Annotated in this window: 14 protein-coding genes; 9 read left to right on the forward strand and 5 right to left on the reverse strand. The window is 72.9% G+C overall.

Annotated features, from left to right (window positions below):
- Positions 1-603: 603 nt before the first annotated feature.
- From ACZ7HT_RS04690 to ACZ7HT_RS04710, 5 genes are read left to right on the forward strand one after another with little or no spacing between them, the layout of a single operon-like run.
- A complete protein-coding gene (locus tag ACZ7HT_RS04690) occupies positions 604-1938 on the forward strand; it encodes an ATP-binding protein (RefSeq protein ID WP_471159697.1) in 1335 nt (444 codons plus the stop codon).
- Between the two features lies 1 nt (position 1939).
- On the forward strand, positions 1940-2347 hold the full coding sequence (locus ACZ7HT_RS04695) for a roadblock/LC7 domain-containing protein (RefSeq protein WP_246532369.1): 408 nt from the start codon (positions 1940-1942) through the stop codon (positions 2345-2347).
- Positions 2344-2700, forward strand: a complete 357-nt coding sequence (locus tag ACZ7HT_RS04700) for a DUF742 domain-containing protein (protein WP_376589029.1) — start codon at positions 2344-2346, stop codon at positions 2698-2700. The genes ACZ7HT_RS04695 and ACZ7HT_RS04700 overlap by 4 nt, the downstream gene beginning before the upstream one ends.
- Positions 2681-3304: a GTP-binding protein gene (locus tag ACZ7HT_RS04705; RefSeq protein ID WP_471159700.1), complete on the forward strand. Its 624-nt coding sequence runs from the start codon at positions 2681-2683 to the stop codon at positions 3302-3304. The genes ACZ7HT_RS04700 and ACZ7HT_RS04705 overlap by 20 nt, the downstream gene beginning before the upstream one ends.
- Positions 3301-4752 carry a cytochrome P450 gene (locus ACZ7HT_RS04710; RefSeq protein ID WP_471159702.1) on the forward strand — a complete coding sequence of 484 codons (1452 nt, stop codon included), beginning with the start codon at positions 3301-3303 and terminating at the stop codon, positions 4750-4752. The genes ACZ7HT_RS04705 and ACZ7HT_RS04710 overlap by 4 nt, the downstream gene beginning before the upstream one ends.
- 27 nt (positions 4753-4779) lie before the next feature.
- Here the strand turns inward: ACZ7HT_RS04710 and ACZ7HT_RS04715 are convergent, their stop codons facing one another.
- Positions 4780-5814, reverse strand: coding sequence for a terpene synthase family protein (locus tag ACZ7HT_RS04715; protein WP_471159704.1), 1035 nt, complete (start codon positions 5812-5814; stop codon positions 4780-4782).
- Positions 5815-5999: 185 nt separating this feature from the next.
- Positions 6000-7061 carry a PucR family transcriptional regulator gene (locus tag ACZ7HT_RS04720; RefSeq protein ID WP_471159706.1) on the reverse strand — a complete coding sequence of 354 codons (1062 nt, stop codon included), beginning with the start codon at positions 7059-7061 and terminating at the stop codon, positions 6000-6002.
- A 216-nt stretch (positions 7062-7277) separates the two neighbouring features.
- Between ACZ7HT_RS04720 and ACZ7HT_RS04725 the strand changes: the two genes are divergently transcribed.
- The 3 genes from ACZ7HT_RS04725 to ACZ7HT_RS04735 all read left to right on the forward strand — a co-directional run bounded on the left by ACZ7HT_RS04725 (position 7278) and on the right by ACZ7HT_RS04735 (position 14501).
- The gene (locus tag ACZ7HT_RS04725) at positions 7278-9338 is read left to right on the forward strand and encodes a flotillin family protein (RefSeq protein WP_471159708.1); all 2061 of its coding nucleotides are present in this window, start codon (positions 7278-7280) and stop codon (positions 9336-9338) included.
- A 110-nt stretch (positions 9339-9448) separates the two neighbouring features.
- Complete coding sequence (locus ACZ7HT_RS04730; protein ID WP_471159710.1) at positions 9449-14353, forward strand: DNA repair ATPase; 4905 nt, start codon at positions 9449-9451, stop codon at positions 14351-14353.
- Entirely contained in the window at positions 14328-14501 is a 174-nt protein-coding gene (locus ACZ7HT_RS04735) for a hypothetical protein (protein ID WP_471159713.1), read from the forward strand. Before ACZ7HT_RS04730 ends, ACZ7HT_RS04735 begins: the two co-directional genes overlap by 26 nt.
- 34 nt (positions 14502-14535) lie before the next feature.
- Here the strand turns inward: ACZ7HT_RS04735 and ACZ7HT_RS04740 are convergent, their stop codons facing one another.
- From ACZ7HT_RS04740 to ACZ7HT_RS04750, 3 genes are all read right to left on the reverse strand, one after another.
- The gene (locus ACZ7HT_RS04740) at positions 14536-15336 is read right to left on the reverse strand and encodes a crotonase/enoyl-CoA hydratase family protein (protein ID WP_471159716.1); all 801 of its coding nucleotides are present in this window, start codon (positions 15334-15336) and stop codon (positions 14536-14538) included.
- A gap of 48 nt (positions 15337-15384) precedes the next feature.
- Positions 15385-16182, reverse strand: a complete 798-nt coding sequence (locus ACZ7HT_RS04745; protein WP_471159718.1) for a VOC family protein — start codon at positions 16180-16182, stop codon at positions 15385-15387.
- Positions 16183-16279: 97 nt separating this feature from the next.
- Positions 16280-17206 carry a LysR family transcriptional regulator gene (locus ACZ7HT_RS04750; RefSeq protein ID WP_471159721.1) on the reverse strand — a complete coding sequence of 309 codons (927 nt, stop codon included), beginning with the start codon at positions 17204-17206 and terminating at the stop codon, positions 16280-16282.
- Between the two features lie 92 nt (positions 17207-17298).
- On the opposite strand from ACZ7HT_RS04750, the gene ACZ7HT_RS04755 reads away from it, so the two are divergent.
- Positions 17299-18726, forward strand: coding sequence for an MFS transporter (locus ACZ7HT_RS04755; RefSeq protein WP_471159724.1), 1428 nt, complete (start codon positions 17299-17301; stop codon positions 18724-18726).
- Positions 18727-18966: the final 240 nt, after the last annotated feature.

The following is an 18966-nucleotide window of genomic DNA, read 5'->3' on the forward strand; positions in this document are numbered from 1 at the left end:
AAAGAGGGGAGGGGAGGGCCCAGCCCCTCGCGGGGGTCCCCAGCCCTTCCCCCTCTGGGAGGGGGGCCCGCCACCCGGACGTCCGGGTGGCGGCCACTCCTTTGTGCGGCAGAAGTCAGAACCTGATCGGTTTATTGCATTTTCCATGCCGCAGTTGGTCGTTTTTATGAGCACGGAATGACCGGTGGAGGCCTTCCTTCCAGCAAGGTCACATGGCGAACCCGAACTGACTATGCTCCCCGATGTGTTGCGGCGCGCTCACAGCGAGTCATGAACGCTGCGAGCGCACGGACGGAGCGCGGCTGTGCAGAAAAGCGGCCATCGACGCGATCTCGAAGCGACCCGTCGGCGCATCGCATACCTCGGTCCGTTCATTTCAGACGGTTTAGGGACCCCTTGATGGTTCGTGCAGGTTCAATTTCCAGATCCCGGCCGACCGCAGTCGCCCGGGTATGGCTCCTCCCTCCCGGAGTTCTGGCCGCGGCCACCGCCATAACGCTGCTGGTCTGTCCCGCGCAGATACGGACACCGGTCGCCTGGTGCGGACTCGCCGCGGTCCTCCTCACGGCCCTCACCTCGGCCGTGGCCGCGCGCCGAACACGCGTGGCGGAAGCCGGCCGGCACACCCGGGCGGGCGCCGAGGCGGCGGAGCGGCACGCCCAGCGCGAGGCCGAGCTGCTCGGCCGTCTCGCCGACCAGCGGGCCACCGTCGTCTGGCTCGCCGAAGAGCTCCTGCCGGCGACCGTCGCCCGGCTGCAGAGGGGCGACCCCGCCTCGGAGATCCTGCGCGCCATCACCTTCGGCAAGCACCTCGACCCGGACTACACCGAGGCGCTCAGAGGGGCCATGCGGACCTTCCTCGAAGCCGTCGAGGCCGAGGAGCACACCCGGGACGCCTCCCAGCGCGCCCTCGTGGCCGTCGCGCGCCGGGTCCAGGCGATCGTGCACCAGCTCGCCAAGGACCTCCACGCCATGCAGATCCTGCACGGCAACGACCTGGTGGTCTCCCGCGGCCTGCAGGACGTCGACCACCGCAACGCCCTGATCGGCCGCCTCGCGGCCAGCATCGCGGTCCTCGGCGACGCCCGGCCGGGCCGCCAGTGGTCGAAGGCGATCCCGCTCTACGACGTCCTGCGCGGGGCCATGTCACGCATCGTCGACTACCCCCGGGTGAAGCTGACCTCGGTGACGGAGGTCGCGGTGATCGGCCCCGGCGCCGAGCCGCTGATGCACCTGCTCGCCGAACTCCTCGACAACGCCACGACGTTCTCGCCGCCGCACACCCCCGTGGAGGTGACCGCGAGCGAGGTGCCCTCCGGCATCGCCATCGAGATCGAGGACCGCGGCGTCGGGCTCACCGAAGAGGTCCGGCAGCGCGTCGAGCGCGTCATGGCGCAGTCGCAGACCAGCATCAACCTGTCGGGCCTGGGCGAGCTCACCCAGCTCGGCCTCCCGGTCGTCAGCCGGCTGGCCCGCGAGCACGGCTGCGAGGTCGACCTGCGCACCTCCGCCTACGGAGGCGTACGGGCCGTGGTGCTCGTGCCCCGCCGGCTGATCACCACCGTCCCGCCGTCCGCCCTGCGGATCCCGGACCACATCCGGAAGCGCAAGGCCGGCGGACCCCTCCTGCCCCGGCCGACACCGGCGCCCGACGCCGCCACGGGAACCGGCGAGGTCAGGAAGACCGCCAACGGACTCCCGCAACGACGACGGGAGTCTCCCGTGCTCCCGCAGAGACGACGCGAGTCGCCCGTCCCCACCCCGGTCGTCCAGACCGGGCCCGCGCCCGCCGATCCGGCGGCCTCCAAGGGAACCTCCGCCGGCGCCCGCCAGCCGGGCCTGATGTGGGAGGCGTTCCACGGCGACAAGAGAGGCGACAGGAAACCGGTCGCCGACCCCTCCCCTTCCCCCAGCGAGCCGTCAGATGAGGACGAGTAACATGCAGCCACTGCCGAACATGGACTGGATGCTCACGGAGCTCGTGGGCAGCGTCCCGTACGTGCGACACGTGGTCGTCCTGTCGTCGGACGGCCTGTGCATCGGGCAGGCGAACACGGCCCCCGACACCGCCGACGCGATCGCCGCCGCCTGCTCCGGCATCCAGAGCCTGGCGCGGGCCATCGCGCAGATGTTCCCGGAGGGGGACGGATCGACGCGGATGGTCGGGATCGAAGCCGACGGCGGCTACTTCTCCATGATGGCGGCCGGCCCCGGCGCCTATCTCGCGGTCCTCGCCGACCCGGAGGTGGACGCCGGACTCCTCGGCGACCGCATGCGGACGCTGGTGATCCGGATCGGCCAGCACATGACCAGCCCTCCCCGTGAGGACGTCGGGCAGGCGATGTGACATCGGAGAACCAGGGCCCCTGGAATGAAGGCACACCCGTCCCGCTCTACGTCATTACCGGCGGCCAGGACTCCTCGGCCAAGACCTTCAACCTGGTCACCCTCATCGCGACCAGGTCCGAGCCCGACCCCGCCATGCAGCCCGAGCAAGCGTCCATCCTCTCCCTCTGCTCGTACCCCCTCTCGGTCGCCGAGGTCTCCGCATACCTCAGCCTCCCTTTCAGCGTCGTCACCGTGCTGCTCTCCACGCTCGTCGAGGAGGAGCGGGTCGAGGCGATCGCACCCGTGCCGGTGGCGGCATATCCCGAACGCGGCCTACTGGAGGCGGTGATCCATGGACTACGCAAGCTCTGACGTACGCGAAGCCGTCCGGCACGACGGCGACCTGCTGCTGTCCCACGGGGCCAGAGGAGTCAAGGTCGTGGTCGTCGGCGGCTTCGGGGTCGGCAAGACCACCATGGTCGGGGCGGTGAGCGAGATCCCGCCCCTGACCACCGAGGAGACCATGACGCAGGCGGGCGTCGGGATCGACCACAACCCCGGTGCCAAGGACAAGAAGACCACGACCGTCGCGATGGACTTCGGACGGATCAGCATCAACGAGGAGCTCATCCTCTACCTGTTCGGAACCCCCGGACAGGAGCGCTTCTGGTTCCTGTGGAACGGCATCTTCGAAGGCGCGCTCGGCGCCGTGGTCCTCGTCGACACCCGCAGGATCGAGGTCTCCTTCGAAGTCATCACCCGGCTCGAGGACCGCCGCGTCCCGTTCGTCGTGGCCGTCAACACCTTCCCGGAGGCCCCGCAGTACCCCCTCGGTGACCTGCGCGCCGCTCTGGCCCTCAGTGAAACCGTGCCCATCGTCACCTGTGACGCTCGGGACCGGGCGTCCTGCCGCGACGCCCTGCTCGCGCTGATGGGCTACCTGTACACCCTCGCCGCCGCCCAGGAGACCGCATGACCGTCCCACCCACCGAACACGCCACCGCACAGCCCGGCGCGGTCCCGCCCCCCGGCTGCCCGGCCCACATCGGCGACGGCCCCGGCGGAGCCACCCGCCTCTACGGACCCGCCGCGGCGACGGACCCCATGGGCCTGTACGAGGAGTTGCGCGCCGCCCACGGCCCGGTGGCGCCCGTCCTGCTCGACGGCGACGTACGCGCCTGGCTGGTCCTGGGCTACCTGGAGAACCGCGACGTGGCCAGCCGCCCGACCCAGTTCTCCCGCGACCCCCGCGTCTGGCACGGCTGGCGGAGCGGGGAGATCGACCCCGCCACCTCCCCGCTCATCCCGATGATCGGCTGGCGCCCCGACTGCGTCTGCGCGGACGGCGAGGAGCACCAGCGGCTGCGCGGCGCGGTCACCGCCGGCCTCAACCAGTTCGACCACCGGGGCGTCCGGCGCCACATCACCCGCTTCGCCCACCAGGTGATCGACACCTTCTGCGAGGACGGCGAGGCCGAGCTGGTGGAGCAGTTCACCGAGGCCGTGCCCATGCTCACCCTCAGCCATCTCCTGGGGATGTCCGACGAGGCCGCCCCCCAGCTCGTGCACGCCGCCCGTGACCTCTTCAAGGCCACCGAGACCTCGCTCGCCAGCAACGACTTCGTGCTCAAGTGCCTCGAAGAGCTCGTCGCCGAGAAACACGAACGGCCGGGGCACGACATCGCCTCCGCGCTCCTCGCCCATCCCGCGGGACTCACCGACGAGGAGGTCCAGCACCACCTGCGGCTCATCCTGCTCGCCGGCTACGAGACCACCGCCAACCTCATGTCCAACGTCCTGCGCATGGTCGTCACCGACCCCCGCTTCCGCGGATCCCTCGCGGGCGGCCAGATGACCCTGCCGGAGGCCGTGGAGCAGGTCCTCTGGGACGAACCGCCGCTCATGGTGTGCCCGGGCCGCTGGGCCAACGACGACACGACCCTCGGGGGGCAGCAGATCAAGGCGGGGGACATGCTCCTCCTCGGTCTGGCCGCGGGCAACGTCGACGAGGCGATCCGCCCGGACGCCGACACCCCCGTGCACCACAACCGCGCCCACCTGTCCTTCAGCGCCGGCACGCACGAATGCCCCGGCCAGGACATCGGCCGCATCATCGCCGACGCGGGCATCGACATCCTGCTCACCCGGCTTCCCGACATCGCCCTGGCCGTCCCGGAGGAGAGCCTCGGCTGGCGCTCCTCCACCTGGGCCCGGCACCTCACGGCCCTGCCCGTGACCTTCGCCGCCCGCCCGCCCCAGGACGACGACCTCCCCGCCCCGCTCCCGGCCCCGCCGGCCCAGAGCACCGGCAGGCCGGCGCCGCCGCCGCTGCCGGTGCAGGCGACCGGTACCGGGACGGTGCGAGGGCCCCAGCCCCGCGCCTCGTGGCTGACGCGGGTCAGGCGCCTCCTGTTCGGGAAGTAGGACCGCACCGGGGCGACCCCGCTGCCCTCACTCCGGGAACGACCCGTCCCCGGCGGCGTAGCGGGGCGCTCCGGTGTACCAGGCGTGCAGGCCGGAGAGGAAGCCGCAGGCTCCTCGGAGCCAGGTGTCCAGTTCGGCCCGCTCGTCCCGGTCGAGACCGGACCGGCGGACGAGCGGCGGCAGTTCGCTCTGCCGGATGTGCTCGAAGTCCCGCAGCCGGGCGTTGACCAGGTTCAGGGCGGCGGGCACGGCGTCGTGGAGGGCGATGCCGAGGGAGGTCCCGACGACGAGGACCAGGTTGTTGACGTCCTTCTCCTCGTGCACCTCCCTCTCGTAGGAGGCGACGTCGTTCGCCAGTCCCATGAAATCCATGAAGGCGTCGAGCAGGGCACGGACGGTACGCGTGTGCCGTATCTGTTCGGGTATGCGGGCGCCGGTGGCCAGTTCGACGGAATACGGGGCCGTATAGGCGGCGAAACTCTCCCGCCGGAACGGCGCGTAATCGATCAGATGGGGGATGCGGCCGCTCTGGCTGTTGGCGAGTTCCTCGACGCCCGCGTCGACATAGCGCGCCAGGGCCCGGTTGAACTCCGTCCGCCAGTGAGCGAGGCGCGGGGGGAAGAGGTGCTGCTGCAGATCGGCGATCCCCCGCTCGACGGCGTTCACCGGCTCCGGCAGCCGGGCTCCGGGTTCGGGCCGCAGGAAGGCGTGCAGCCGGGCGGTGAAGGCCCGCGCGGCGGGCAGGTCACCGGTCTGCTTGAACGCGGCGGCGAAGTAGTCGTCCCAGGCGAGGGCCCAGATGTTGAACCGGTGGTTGAGCCGTAAGGCGTCGAAGGAGGCGTCGGGGAGGGTCCAGGCGGTCAGCTGGTCGACGGTCATGGCGTGGAACTTCGACCGGGTCCATATCGCCGGCCTCGGCGCCGGGGACCACGGGTCGTCGTCCAGCATCCCCATGCCGCGCGCCCAGGACTCGTTCTCCTCGTGCAGGGCGGGCAGATACGGATTCACCCGCAGCGCGTGGGGCATCCACAACTGCGGCAGCTCGACGGCACGCACGGTCATGGGACCGACCTCCTTCTTACTCCGGTCCGCATCGCTGTGCCGCGAGGCCGGACGATGCCCGGTCCGCGGCTCTGCAAACCTGCCCACCGGAGACGACCGGAAACCGTTCAACTATCCAGTATGCGCGATCAGTTCGTGGCTGCTCCCGAAACAGAAGGAACCCCCGGTGACCGCCGCCCGACGTGTCACAGCGGCTGATCGGGCCAGTCCAGGAGACGGGCGCCGATCACGGCGGTCTGGAGGGTGTAGCGCTGGACGGGATCGGCGGGGTCCGCGCCGGTCAGACGGTGGATGCGGTCGAGGCGGTACGCCATGGCCCGCACGCTGAGACTCAGGACGCGGGCCGCCTGCGCGGTGACGCAGCCGGAGTCGAAGTACGCCGTGAGCGTGGCGAGGAGGGGCTTCGCGCCGCCCCGGGCCTCCCGGAGCGGACCGAGCACGGTGCCGACGAGCTCGGCCATGGCCTGCCGGTCGCGGGTGAGGACGGGGTAGACGAGGAGGTCGGCGGCGTGCAGGACCGGTTGCTCCAGATTCATGCGGGCCGCGAGCGCGAGGGCGTTGAGGGCCTCCTCGTACGAGTGGACGACACCGCCCGCGCCGGGGTGCGCCCGGCCGATGGCCACCTGGACGCCGTCGGCCGCCGCGTACGCCTGCTTGGCGAAGTGGGTGAGCACCTCGGGCTCGTCGGCCGGCGCGACGCAGATCAGCCGTCCGTCCTTGGTGGTGAGCAGGATGCGGCGGCTGCCGAAGCGGGCGATGAGGGAGGCGGTGACGGTACGGGTGACCGCGTAGCCGTCGCTGTACGGATCCGGGCCCCGGGCGACGGCCACGGCGTGCGCGTGCGACAGGAGCAGCCCGAAGTGTTCGGCCCGCTCCGCCAGGCGGCCCAGACCGCTCCGGCCGTGGAGCAGGTCGTCGATGAACTCCCGCCGGGCCGCCTCCTCCTGACGTACCGCCAGGTGCTGGGACCGCTCGTGCCCCTCGGCGAAGGCGTCCACGGCCTGTTCGACGGCGCTCAGGAGGTGCTCGGCGGCGGCCTGCGACAGGCCGGGGCGGACCCGCCGGGCGGCGGCGAGATGGGCCCGGACGAGGGCCCGCAGCCCGATGCCGGCCTCCGCGGCCCGCTCCCCGAGCGCGGCCAGCGCCTCGCGCTCCTCGCGGGTGAGCCTGCGCCGGGTCGCGCACGCCTCCGCCAGGATCTCGGCGTACCCCTCCAGGTACCGCTCGGCCGACTCCCTCTCCGTCATGCTTCCTCCCCCGTTTTACGCGTCCCTGATGCGTTCTTGACGCGCGGCGATCAAGGGTGACATGCCGTCGGCGGGGGTCCGCAACCGGCATCGAGGAGGTGCCGAAGACTGCCGGGTCACGGCAATGCCGGACGTGTGATCTTCCCTCAGGATGGCCCCACGGGAGGGCACGGGCCGCGGCTCGCTGCCGGGAGAAGGAAACATGCGGGGGTACTCATGGATGCCATCACCGGGGGCATCGGCGTGCTGGTCGCCGTGGTCCTGTTCGTCGCGGTCGCCGTGCTGCTCGCGGCCGGCCGGCTGTTCCGCAAGGTCGAACAGGGCAAGGCGCTGATCGTCTCCAGGACGCGCAAGGTGGACGTCACGTTCACGGGCCGGATCGTCCTGCCCGTCCTGCACAAGGCCGAGGTCATGGACATCTCCGTGAAGACCTTCGAGATCTCCCGGATGGGCCGGGACGGGCTGATCTGCCGGGACAACATCCGCGCCGACATCCGGATCTCGTTCTTCGTACGGGTCAACAAGACCGTCGAGGACGTCATCAAGGTCGCGCAGGCCATCGGCACCGCCCGGGCCAGCCACAAGGAGACCCTGGAGGAGCTGTTCCACGCCAAGTTCTCCGAGGCCGTCAAGACCGTCGGCAAGCAGCTCGACTTCACCGACCTCTACACCAAGCGCGAGGAACTGCGGTTCCGGATCATCGAGCTCATCGGCATCGACCTCAACGGGTACCACCTGGAGGACGCCGCCATCGACCACGTCGAACAGACGCCGCTGAGCCAGCTCGACCCCGGCAACATCCTCGACGCCCAGGGCATCCGCAAGATCACCGAGCTGACGGCCGTGGAGAACGTCCGGACGAACGAGTACCGGAAGAACGAGCAGAAGGAGATCACCCGGCAGAACGTCGACGCCCGCGAGGCCATCCTGGAGCTGGAGCGGCGCCAGGCCGACGCGGAGATCAAGCAGAAGCGGGAGATCGAGACCTCGCGGGCACGCGAGGAGGCGGAGACCGCGCGCGTCGTGGAGGAGGAGCGGCTGCGGGCGCAGAGCGCCTTCCTCAGGACCGAGGAGCAGCTCGGGGTCCAGCGCGAGAACCAGGCCCGCGAGGTCGCCGTGGCGCAGAAGAACCGCGAGCGGGTCATCGCCGTCGAGAACGAGCGGATCGAGAAGGACCGCCTCCTGGAGGTCATCGCCCGCGAGCGGGAGACCCAGCTCACCCGTATCGCGGCCGACAAGGAGGTCGAGGCCGAGCGCCGGGAGATCGCCGAGGTCATCCGGGAGCGGGTCGCGGTGGACCGTACGGTCGCCGAGCAGGAGGAGTCCATCAAGCGGCTGCGCATGGTCGAGGAGGCCGAGCGCACCCGGCAGGCCGTCGTCATCGCCGCCGAGGCCGAGGCGCAGGAGAAGCTCGTCAAGGACATCAAGGCGGCGGAGGCGGCCGAGCAGGCCGCCGTCCACAAGGCCGCCGAGGCTCTCACCCTGGCGGAGGCCCGCAACAAGGCCGCCGACATGGACGCCCGCGCCAAGATCCGCCTCGCCGAGGGCGTCCAGGCCGAGGCCGCCGCCGAGGGCCTCGCGGCCGTACGGGTGCGGGACATGGAGGCCGAGGTGATCGAGAAGACCGGCCGCGCCGAGGCGGAGGCCACCGAGGCACGGCTGCGCGCCGAGGCGGCCGGCACACGGGAGAAGGCACTGGCCGAGGCGGTCGGCACGCGGGAGCGGGCGCTCGCCGAGGCCACGGCGATCGGCGAGAAGCTGAAGGCCGAAGCGGCCGGTCTGACCGAGAAGGCGGCGGCGATGGCCGCCCTGGACGAGGCCTCGCGCACGCACGAGGAGTACCGGCTGCGCCTGGCAGCCGAGAAGGAGATCCGGCTCGCCGGGCTCGACGTCCAGAGGCAGGTCGCCGAGGCGCAGGCCACCGTCCTCGCGACGGGTCTGGAGAACGCCGACATCAACATCGTCGGCGGCGAGTCGGTCTTCCTCGACCGTCTCGTGCAGTCGATCGCGCTCGGCAGGTCGGTCGACGGGTTCATCGACCACTCCCGGACCGCGCAGGCGCTCGCCGGCCCCTGGCTGGACGGCTCCGGTTCCTTCACGGAGGACCTGACCAAGGTGCTGAGCTCGCTGTCCACGACCGACGTGCAGAACCTCAGCGCCGCCTCCGCGCTCCTCGCGAAGGCCGTGAACCCCGGCGAGTTCGCCGGGCAGGTCCCCGGCCCGGCCACGGCCGCCCCGGCGGACACGGCCGCGCTGAACGGCGCCGCCAAGAGCTGACCGCCCCCCGGGGGGGGAGGGGGGAGCGGTCACAGAGGGTCCGGTGCCGGCAAACGGGGGAGTTGGCGGCACCGGACCCGTACTCACCACGGTACAAGGAGCGGGACGAGATGGGTGCCGGAATCGACGAGGACACGTACACGGTGCTGCGCGACCGGCTCGCCGCGCACGCCGCCGAACTGGCCGCGCGCGCCGGGACCCTCAACGAGGCCCGGATCGCGGCCTTCGGCACCGGCGAGCTCGCCCTCACCGACACCCGCCGCATCGGCACCGAGCGCGCCTGCGTGCCCCAGGACGTCCTCGCCGTCGGCGACGGACTGCTCCTCCTCGGCTCCCGGCCCGCCGGCACCGGGCTCTCCGAGGTCCCGGTCGCCGACGTCCTCACCCTCTACGACCGCGACCTGAACGCACTGCCCCCGCAGGCGGTGCCGGGACTCCTCGACGACCCGGAATTCATCCGGGAGTTCTCCGCGCTGCACCGCTACTACCGGGGCGCGCGCCTGCTCCGGCTGCGGCGGACCGAGGGCCGGATCCTCGCCGTCTTCCGGACCGGGGAGCAGGGCGACGACCTGCGGGTCCTGCGCTGGTCCTTCGGGCCCTCCGGCGAGACACGGTTCCTCGACGCCCAGGGCGAGCGCGACCACGCCTTCCCTCCCTCCGACGACCTCGGCTGGGTGGAGACGACCCGCGACGACCACGTACCGGGCCGGCACCCGCGCGTCTCCCTCGGAGGCCGGCTGTTCGTCTCCACGGTCGGCGGGACGCTCACGGTCAGGACGGACGACGACACCGACACGGCCGGGGCCGTCCACACCGAGCCGGTCGACGAGCCGCTGCAGTCCCTCGCCGACGCCGAGGTGGCGTACGCGGTCGTCGGCGCCCTGATCGTGGTGCGCGTCCGCCCGTACAAGGAAGACGTCCGCCGCCACCTCGTCTTCAACACCCTGACCGGGGCCGTCGTCAGGCTCGACGGCATCGGACAGGCCTGCCTGCGGCTGCCCCAGGACGAGGGGATCGTGTTCCCCGGCGGCTACTGCCTCGCCTCCGGCACCGTGAAGACCTTCGGCACCGACACGGCCGGCCTCGCCTTCGACCGGGCGGTGCGTTCGCCCGACGGCGAGCACCTCCTCTTCGTCTTCCGCGCCCGCGCGGAGGGCCGGACCCTGCTCCTTCCGTACGACGTGATCGGCAAGCAGATCGCGAACCCGGTCGTCTGCCGCGGATACGCGCTCCTGGACGACGGGACGATGGCCGTGCTCCGCGGCGAGCCCGGCGAGCCCGGCCGGGTCCACCCGGTGCAGATCTGGCGCACGCCGTACGTCTCCGACACCCACCGGCGCCCCACGCCGGCCGGCCCGCTGGCGCGCATCGGCAACGCCGACCTCGTCCGCGGCATCGCCGACTGCCTGTCGATCGCCCGGCAGGCCACCGAGCCGTCACCCGCCGGTGAGCTGTACGGGGCGCTCGTCGCCGCCTGCGAGCGCGCGGGCGACGTCCACCACTGGCTCGGAGACCCGGAAGCCGGCGACCTGGGCACGGCGCTGACCTCCCTGAAGACCACCGCCGCACAGGTCCTCGACGAGTTCGAGACCGTCACGGCGCTCACCCGGCAGGCCGCCGAGGCCCTGGCCGACTCCGCCCAGGAGATCAGCCGCCTCGTCCGCCGCATCCGCGGCGAGGCGCCCGCCACGGCGGGGGAGTGGATCTCCCGCATCACCGAACTGCGCCGCGCACAGGGTCACTTGGTGACCCTGCGGGACATGCGGTACGCCGACGCGGCGGGCATCGCCACCCTCGCCGCCGACGTCGAGTCCGACATCGTCTCGGCCGCCCGGCGGGCCGTCGCCTTCCTCAAGGGCGACGACGCCTTCACCGCCCACCACACCGCGGCGGAACGCCTCGCCACCGAGGCCGAGGCCCTGGCCACCGTCGCCGCCACCGGCCCCGTCGGCGAACGCATCGACGCCCACACCCACGAACTGCGCACCCTCAGCGAGGTCATCACCGGCCTCGACATCGGCGACGCGACCGTCCGCGCCTCGATCCTCGCGCGGATCGCCGACGTCCTGGCCGCCCTCAACCGCGCCCGCGCCCTCCTCGTCGCCCGCCGCGCCGCCCTCCTCGACCAGGAGGGCCGCGCGGAGTTCGCCGCCGAACTCGCCCTGCTCGGCCAGGCCGTCATCGGCGCGCTGGCCGCCGCCGACACCCCCGAGCGCTGCGACGAACAGCTCGGCCGGCTCCAGCTCCAGCTGGAGAACCTGGAATCCCGCTTCGCCGAGCACGACGGCTTCCTCACCGGCATCGCCGAGCGGCGCACCGAGATCCACGACGCCTTCACCGCGCGCAAGCAGTCCCTCCAGGACGCCCGCGCCCGCCGCGCCGAACGCCTCGCCGATTCGGCCGGCCGGATCCTGGAAGCCGTCACCCGGCGGGCCGCGACCCTCGCCGACCTGGACGAGGTACACACCTACTTCGCCTCCGACCCCATGGTCACCAGGATCCGGCGCACCGGCGCCGAACTGCGCGAACTCGGCGACCAGGTGCGGGCGGAGGAGCTGGAGAGCCGCCTCGGCGCCGCCCGGCAGGAGGCCGGCCGGGCCCTGCGGGACCGCACCGAGCTGTTCTCCGACGGCGGCGCCACGATCCGCCTCGGCCGCCACCGTTTCGCCGTCACCCGGCAGGCCCCCGAGCTGACCCTCGTACCCCACGGGGACGGACTCGCCCTGGCCCTGACCGGCACCGACTACCGCGCGCCCGTCACCGACCCCGCCTTCGCCGCGACCCGCCCGCTCTGGGGCCGGACCCTGCCGTCCGAGTCGCCGGAGGTCTACCGGGCCGAACACCTCGCCGGACGCCTCCTGGCCGAGCACGGCACCGACGGCCTGGCCGGGACGGACCTCGCGGCCCTCGCCCGGCAGGCGGCGGAGACCGCCTACGACGAGGGCTACGAGCGCGGCGTCCACGACCACGACGCGGCGCGCATCCTGGAAGCGGTACTGGCCCTGACCGAGGGCGCGGGACCACTGCGCCACTCCGGGGCGGCGCGCGCGGCGGCCCAGATCTTCTGGGCCCACTCCACCACCCCCGAGGCCCGAGCCCAGTGGACCCACCGGGCGGTCTCGCTGACCCGGGCCCGAGACCTCTTCGGCACCGACGCGGCCCTGGACGGGCTGAGGAAGGAGCTCGCCGAGGCGACCGGGGACGCGGCGGTGGCCGCTTACCTGACGGACGAGCTCGCCTGCGGGCCCGAGGGGTTCGCGGTATCCGGAGAGGCGCGGACGCTCCTCGCCGGGTTCCGTCGCGCCGTCCCCTCCTCCGCTTACGCAGACGGCCTCGCCGCCCTCACCGGGCCGGGCGCGCGGCGCCAGCTCGTCGAGGCCTGGCTCAGCTCGTACGTCACGGCATCCGGCGAGCGCCCCGACGCGGGCGTGCTCGCCGAGGCCGTCGCCGTCGAACTGTGCCCCGCGCTCGACCGCTACGAGGTCCCTGCCCCGACCACGTCCACGGTCACCGGACTCCTCGGCAGCCACCCCAGGGTCCACGACCGGTCGTTGGAGCTGAGACTCGACGAATTCCTCACCAGGACACGGGAGTTCGCCTCCTTCGACGTGCCCGCCTTCCGCGCCTATCAGCGGCAGCGGACGGAACTCCTCACCGCCGAGCGCGCCCGGCTCCGCGTCGACGCCCACCGCCCCCGGGTCATGTCGTCCTTCGTCCGCAACCGGCTCGTCGACGAGGTCTACCTCCCGCTCGTCGGCGACAACCTCGCCAAGCAGCTCGGCGCGGCCGGGGACGCCAAACGCAGCGACTCCCACGGACTGCTGCTGCTCCTCTCCCCGCCCGGCTACGGCAAGACCACCCTGATCGAGTACGTCGCCGAACGACTCGGCCTGCTCCTCGTCAAGGTCGACGGCCCCGCCCTCGGACAGCGAACGACCTCTCTCGATCCCGCCGCGGCGCCCGACGCCGCCGCCCGCCGGGAGCTGGAGAAGATCACCTTCGCCCTGGCCGCCGCCAACAACGTCCTGCTGTACGTCGACGACATCCAGCACACCTCGCCGGAGTTCCTGCAGAGGTTCATCCCCCTCTGCGACGCCACCCGGACCCTCGACGGGCACGACCTGCGCGGAAAGCGCTTCGCCGTCTGCATGGCCGGCAATCCGTACACCGAGTCGGGACGCGCCTTCCGCGTGCCCGACATGCTCGCCGACCGGGCCGACGTGTGGAACCTCGGCGACGTGCTCACCGGCAAGGACGAGGCCTTCGCCTTCAGCTTCGTCGAGAACGCCCTCACCTCCCACCCGCTCCTCGCCCCGCTCGCCGGCCGCGACCGCGCCGACCTGGAGCTCCTGACCCGGCTCGCCGCCGGGGACCCGGGCGCGCGCCGCGACCGGCTGACCCACCCGTACGCCCCGGCCGAACTCGACCGGGTCCTCGCCGTCCTCCGGCACCTCCTCACCGCCCGGGAGACGGTCCTCGCCGTCAACGAGGAGTACATCGCGTCCGCCGCCACCGCCGAAGAGGCCCGCACGGAACCGCCGTTCCGGCTCCAGGGGTCGTACCGTACGATGAACAAGATCACGGCCCGCATCTCGCCCGTCATGGACGACGCCGAACTCGCCGCCCTGATCGACGACCACTACACCGCCGAGGCCCAGACGCTGACCACCGAGGCCGAGTCCAACCTCCTCACCCTCGCCGCCCTGCGCGGCACCCTCACCCCGGCACAGGCCGCCCGGCGGACGGAACTGAACGCCGCCCACCACCGCGCCCTCGTGCTCGGGGCCACCGGCGACGACCCGCGGACCCGCGCGGTCGCCGCCCTCGCCCTGCTCGCCGACCGCATCACGGCCGTCGAGACGGCGATCACCCGCGCGACGGACGCGCGGCACCCGTCCCGGAACACCGCCCGAACAGGCGGAGGAAGAGAGACACAGCATGGCCAAGCCGGTGCACGCGGCGATCGGAAAGAAGGAGATCCGCTGCCAGGTGTGCGACAGCGACACCTTCCGTGAGCGGGAGGTGAAGCTGAACAGCACGGGCATGGAGTTCTTCAACATGGCCTGGGCGAACGAGTCGGCGACCGGTCTGATCTGCTGGTCCTGCGGCTACGTCCACCTCTTCGTCAACCGCGACATCCGGCTCTACCGGATACGCGAATGACCCGGGCCCGCACCGCCCCGGGCCGGGCGAGGGCTCAGGCGCCGAAGGAGCCGTGACGGCCCGCGCCGGAGGTGAAGCGGGCGGCGCCCGTGAGGGTTTCGCCGGCCGTCAGGGGCACCATGCCGTGGCGCAGTTCGGAGGCCAGGGCCTCCGGCTCGGGCAGGCCGTGCTGCTCGCGGACGGAGAGGCGGTCGTGGCGCAGGCACAGCTGGGGGAACGCGGCGATCTCCCGGGCGAGTTGCTCCGCGGCGGCCCGCGCCCGGCCCGGCGGGACGAGACGGTTGGCGAGCCCGATCGCGTACGCCTCGGCGGCCGGGACCGGCCGGCCGGTCAGGATCAGGTCCATGGCGCGGCTCTCGCCGATCAGCCGCGGCAGCCGGACCGTGCCGCCGTCGATCAGCGGCACTCCCCACCGGCGGCAGAACACGCCGAGGACCGCGTCCTCCTCGACCACGCGCAGATCGCACCACAGGGCCAGTTCGAGGCCGCCGGCCACGGCGTGGCCGCTGACGGCGGCGATGACCGGCTTCGTCAGGCGCAGCCGGGTCGGTCCCATCGGGCCGTCGCCGTCGGGCTCCACGCGGTTCCCGCGCTCGGTGCCGATGGCCTTGAGGTCGGCGCCCGCGCAGAACGTGCCGCCCTCGCCCCACAGCACCGCGACCGAGGCCTCCTCGTCCGCCTCGAACGCCCGGAAGGCATCGGCGAGGTGACGGGCCGTCGGCCCGTCCACGGCATTGCGGGCGGCGGGCCGCGACAGGACCACCGTGGTCACCGGCCCGTCGCGCTCGACGCGGACGGCTTCCTGCTCCGGCGGTGTCTCTGCTGCATCGGCCATGGGGGCATTCTCACGTGACCCGCGGTCCGGGACCAGAGCGGAGACCGCTCAGCCGGCGGGCGGGGTGAGGACCACGAAGTCGGCGTCCGACGGGTCCAGGCAGACGGCGAGCCGGCCGACCCCCTCCATGTCCTGCGGCCCCATCTGCAGCCCGCCGCCGATCGCGGTGATCTTGGTGACCGTGGCGTCGCAGTCCTCGACGTCGAAGACGGGGTGCCAGTACGGCCGTCCGCCCGCGAGGGTCAGGGCGTCGGCGGGCACCTGCAGGAGACCGCCGTGCATGCGCTCCTGGGGCAGTCCCGCCGGGGTGATGAGGGTGTACGTGCCCATGTCGCCCGGCAGGTCCATGTCGGCGAACTGCCAGCCGAAGACGTCGCCGTAGAACTCCTTCGCGGCCGCCGCGTCGCTCGTGTACAGCTCGGTCCAGCTCAGCGATCCGGGCGCGTCCACGAGCTCGAAGCCCTTGGTCTCGCCCGCCTGCCAGACGGCGAACTGTCCCCCCAGCGGGTCGCTGTACTGGGCCATCCTGCCCTCCTCGCCGAAGCTCTTCGGCGCCACCCGCACCGTGCCGCCCGCGCGCTCCACCGCCCGGGTCGTGGCGTCCGCGTCGGTGACGGCGTAGTAGATCATCCAGGCCGAGCGGGCCCCCGGCTCGGTCAGCTCGCCGAGCCCGGCCACGATCTTGCCGTCCCTCCGGAACATCCCGCCCTCCGCGTCCTGTCCCTCTCCCATGGACTCGAATTCCCAGCCGAACGCACCGCCGTAGAAGGCGGCGGCGGCCGGTACGTCGGGGGCGCCGAGGTCGAGCCAGCAGGGGGAGCCCGGTACGAAGGCGGTGGAGAGCATGACGATTCCCTTTCGCGGTCCTGTACGGCTCAGCCTCGCACCGGGCCCTGCTTCCCGCCCGTCGGAGCCCGCCCGCGCCCGTCGGCTCCCGGCCGTCTCAGTCGGACGGGTCCAGCATCAGGTCCCGTACGCACCCGCGCAGCCACGCGTGCGCCGGGTCGGCGTCATGGCGCGGATGCCAGGCGAGGCCGACCGGCAGCGGCGGCAGGTCGAGGGGGACGTCGAAGGTGACGAGCCCGAGGGACTCGGCCAGGGAGCGGCTCCGTGCGCTGATCAGGCCGACGAGGTCGGTGTCGCGGAGGATGAACAGCGACGCCGGGTACGTGCCGACGCTCGCCGCGACCCGCCGCCGCAGGCCGTGCTCGGCCAGCGCGTCGTCGACGGGGCCGTGCAGCCGTCCCCGGCGCGAGACGACCAGATGGTCCGCGTCCGCCGCGAACCTCCGCCGCGTCAGGCGCCCCCGGAGGAGCGGGTGCCCGGCGCGGGCCACCGCCAGCATGCGGTCGTCCAGGAGGTGTTCGGTGTGCACCTCGGGATGGACGGTGTCGATGACCCCGATCTCCAGGTCGGCGACACCCTCCCGCAGCGTCGGCGCGTCGATGTGGCTCTCGTTCAGGAACCGCAGCCGCACCCGCGGGGCCTCCCGGCCGGCGCGCGCGAGGAGCGCGGGGCCGAGCAGGGCGGGATGCGAGTCCTGGCCCAGCACCGTGAACGTGCGCGCGACGGTGCGGACATCGGTCGGGCCCGAGGCCGCGAACAGCGCCCTGGCCCGCTCCACGACCGCGCCGACCTCGACCCGTACCGACAGGGCGTACGGCGTCGGCACCATCGCGCGCCCGGCGCGCACCAGGATCGGATCCCCGAGCGCCTTGCGGATCCGGCCCAGCGTACGGCTGGTGGCCGGCTCGGACAGATGCAGCCGCCGGGCCGCTCCCCGCACGCTCTGCTCCTCCAACAACACGTCGAGGGCGAGCAGAAGGTTCAGGTCGAGACCGGTGGCGCCCACGGATTGCGTCACACGCACTCACTCCTTGCAAAAGATGCACTGGAAGTAATCCACCTGCCGAGCCTACGGTGAACGCACATCCCCCGACCACGAAGCTCCCTGGAGGAGCCATGTCTTCCGCTGCCCTCTCACCACCCGCCTCCGCCCCGGCCGGCACCGCGCCGAACGTGCTCAGGCGGTCGACCCTGCTCGCCCTGTGCGCCTGCGTCCTCGTCGCCCAGAGCATGGTCGCCGCCATCAACCTCCTCATCCCCCAACTGGCCGCCTCCGCCCTCCACCCGTCCTCCACCGAGCTGCTGTGGACGGTGGACGCGTACGTCATCGTCTTCGCCGGACTGCTCATCCCCGCCGGAGCACTCGGCGACCGCCGCGGCCGCAAGGGCGTGCTCCTCGCCGGTCTCGCCGTGTTCGCCGCAGGGGCGGCGCTGAGCGCCCTGGCCACGTCGCCCGCGCTGCTGATCGCCGGCCGCGGGGTGTCCGGCGCCGGGGCCGCCTGCATCATGCCCGCGACCATGTCGATCCTCGTGCAGCTCGCCGGACCGGAAGGCCGGGCCCGGGCCCTGGCGTCCTGGACCCTCGCCATCGGCCTGGGCGGCCTCGCGGGCAACGTCGGCGGGGGAGCGGCGGGCCAGTTCCTGTCCTGGCGCGCCCTGTTCTGGCTGATGGTGCCCCTCGCCGCGCTGCTTGCGCTCGCCGTCGCCGCCACCGTTCCGCGCACCGAGCGCTCCCCGCACGGGCGCCCCGACCCCCGTGGCACCGTGCTGCTCGTCGCGGCCCTGGTCGCCGTCCTCGCGGGCATCATCGAAGGCCCGGCGTACGGCTGGACCTCGCCCCGCATCCTCGTCCTCTTCGCGGTGGGCGCGGTGCTGACCGGGCTCTTCACCTGGTACGCGCTCCGCTCGCCGGCCGCGCTGTTCGACCCGCGGGTCTTCCGGTCCCGGCAGCTGCGCGCCGCCGTCCTCGGCACGGCCACCGGGTTCTTCGGCCTCTTCTCGCTCTTCTACGCGAACTCGCAGTACCTGCAGTACGTCAAGGGGTACGGCCCCGCCGTCACCGGACTCGCGATCGTCCCGCTCACGATCGGCATGGCCCTCTTCCCCAAGGTCTCGACCCGCTGGCAGGCCGCCTCCGGGCCGCGCCCCGCCGTCACCACCGGGCTGTTCCTCATCGGCGCCGGACTCCTCGGCGCCTCCACCGCCGGCGCGGCCACCCCGTACGCGCTGTACGCCTGCTGGCTCCTGGTGATCTCGGCGGGAACCGGCCTGTGCATGCCCGCCCTCACCGTCGGCGTCGTCTCCGCCCTCCCCGCGCACCAGGCCGGTCTCGGCTCCGGCCTCGGCACCTCGGCCCGGGAGATGGGCGCCGCGCTCGGCGTGGCCGTCACCGGCACCGTGCTCGCCGTCCACGACGCCACCGCGGGAACGGCGACCTTCGCCGACGCGATGAGCCCGGCGCTGCGCACGGTGGGCGCGGTCGTCCTGGTGGCCACGGCCCTGGTCGCAGCCGGATACCGGACCGGGTCCGCGGCGACGCGCTGAGAGCGGCCGCCGGGGCGGTTGGGCCCCCTGCGCGTAAGGCCGGATGGCGCGGGCCGGGCGGTCGGACCTCGTACGTGGGGGCCGGATGGCACGGGGGTCGGGGCGGCCGTCGGTCCGCGTCCGTGCGGGCCGGATGGCGTGGGCGCCGGGCGGTCCCGCCGCGTACGTGTGGGGATGGCGTGGGCGCCGGGGCGGCGGCCGGACCCGTACGTGTGGGCCGGATGGCGCAGGCGCCGCGCG

This window comes from Streptomyces sp. NPDC037410 (genome assembly GCF_055602235.1).

What these genes read in the sequence shown, in the direction of transcription:
- ACZ7HT_RS04720 (WP_471159706.1), bottom strand. Translation starts at nt 7,061, where the DNA reads ATGACGGAGAGGGAGTCGGCCGAGCGGTACCTGGAGGGGTACGCCGAG.
- ACZ7HT_RS04755 (WP_471159724.1), top strand. Translation starts at nt 17,299, where the DNA reads ATGTCTTCCGCTGCCCTCTCACCACCCGCCTCCGCCCCGGCCGGCACC.
- ACZ7HT_RS04730 (WP_471159710.1), top strand. Translation starts at nt 9,449, where the DNA reads ATGGGTGCCGGAATCGACGAGGACACGTACACGGTGCTGCGCGACCGG.
- ACZ7HT_RS04740 (WP_471159716.1), bottom strand. Translation starts at nt 15,336, where the DNA reads ATGGCCGATGCAGCAGAGACACCGCCGGAGCAGGAAGCCGTCCGCGTC.
- ACZ7HT_RS04695 (WP_246532369.1), top strand. Translation starts at nt 1,940, where the DNA reads ATGCAGCCACTGCCGAACATGGACTGGATGCTCACGGAGCTCGTGGGC.
- ACZ7HT_RS04745 (WP_471159718.1), bottom strand. Translation starts at nt 16,182, where the DNA reads ATGCTCTCCACCGCCTTCGTACCGGGCTCCCCCTGCTGGCTCGACCTC.
- ACZ7HT_RS04725 (WP_471159708.1), top strand. Translation starts at nt 7,278, where the DNA reads ATGGATGCCATCACCGGGGGCATCGGCGTGCTGGTCGCCGTGGTCCTG.
- ACZ7HT_RS04710 (WP_471159702.1), top strand. Translation starts at nt 3,301, where the DNA reads ATGACCGTCCCACCCACCGAACACGCCACCGCACAGCCCGGCGCGGTC.
- ACZ7HT_RS04705 (WP_471159700.1), top strand. Translation starts at nt 2,681, where the DNA reads ATGGACTACGCAAGCTCTGACGTACGCGAAGCCGTCCGGCACGACGGC.
- ACZ7HT_RS04715 (WP_471159704.1), bottom strand. Translation starts at nt 5,814, where the DNA reads ATGACCGTGCGTGCCGTCGAGCTGCCGCAGTTGTGGATGCCCCACGCG.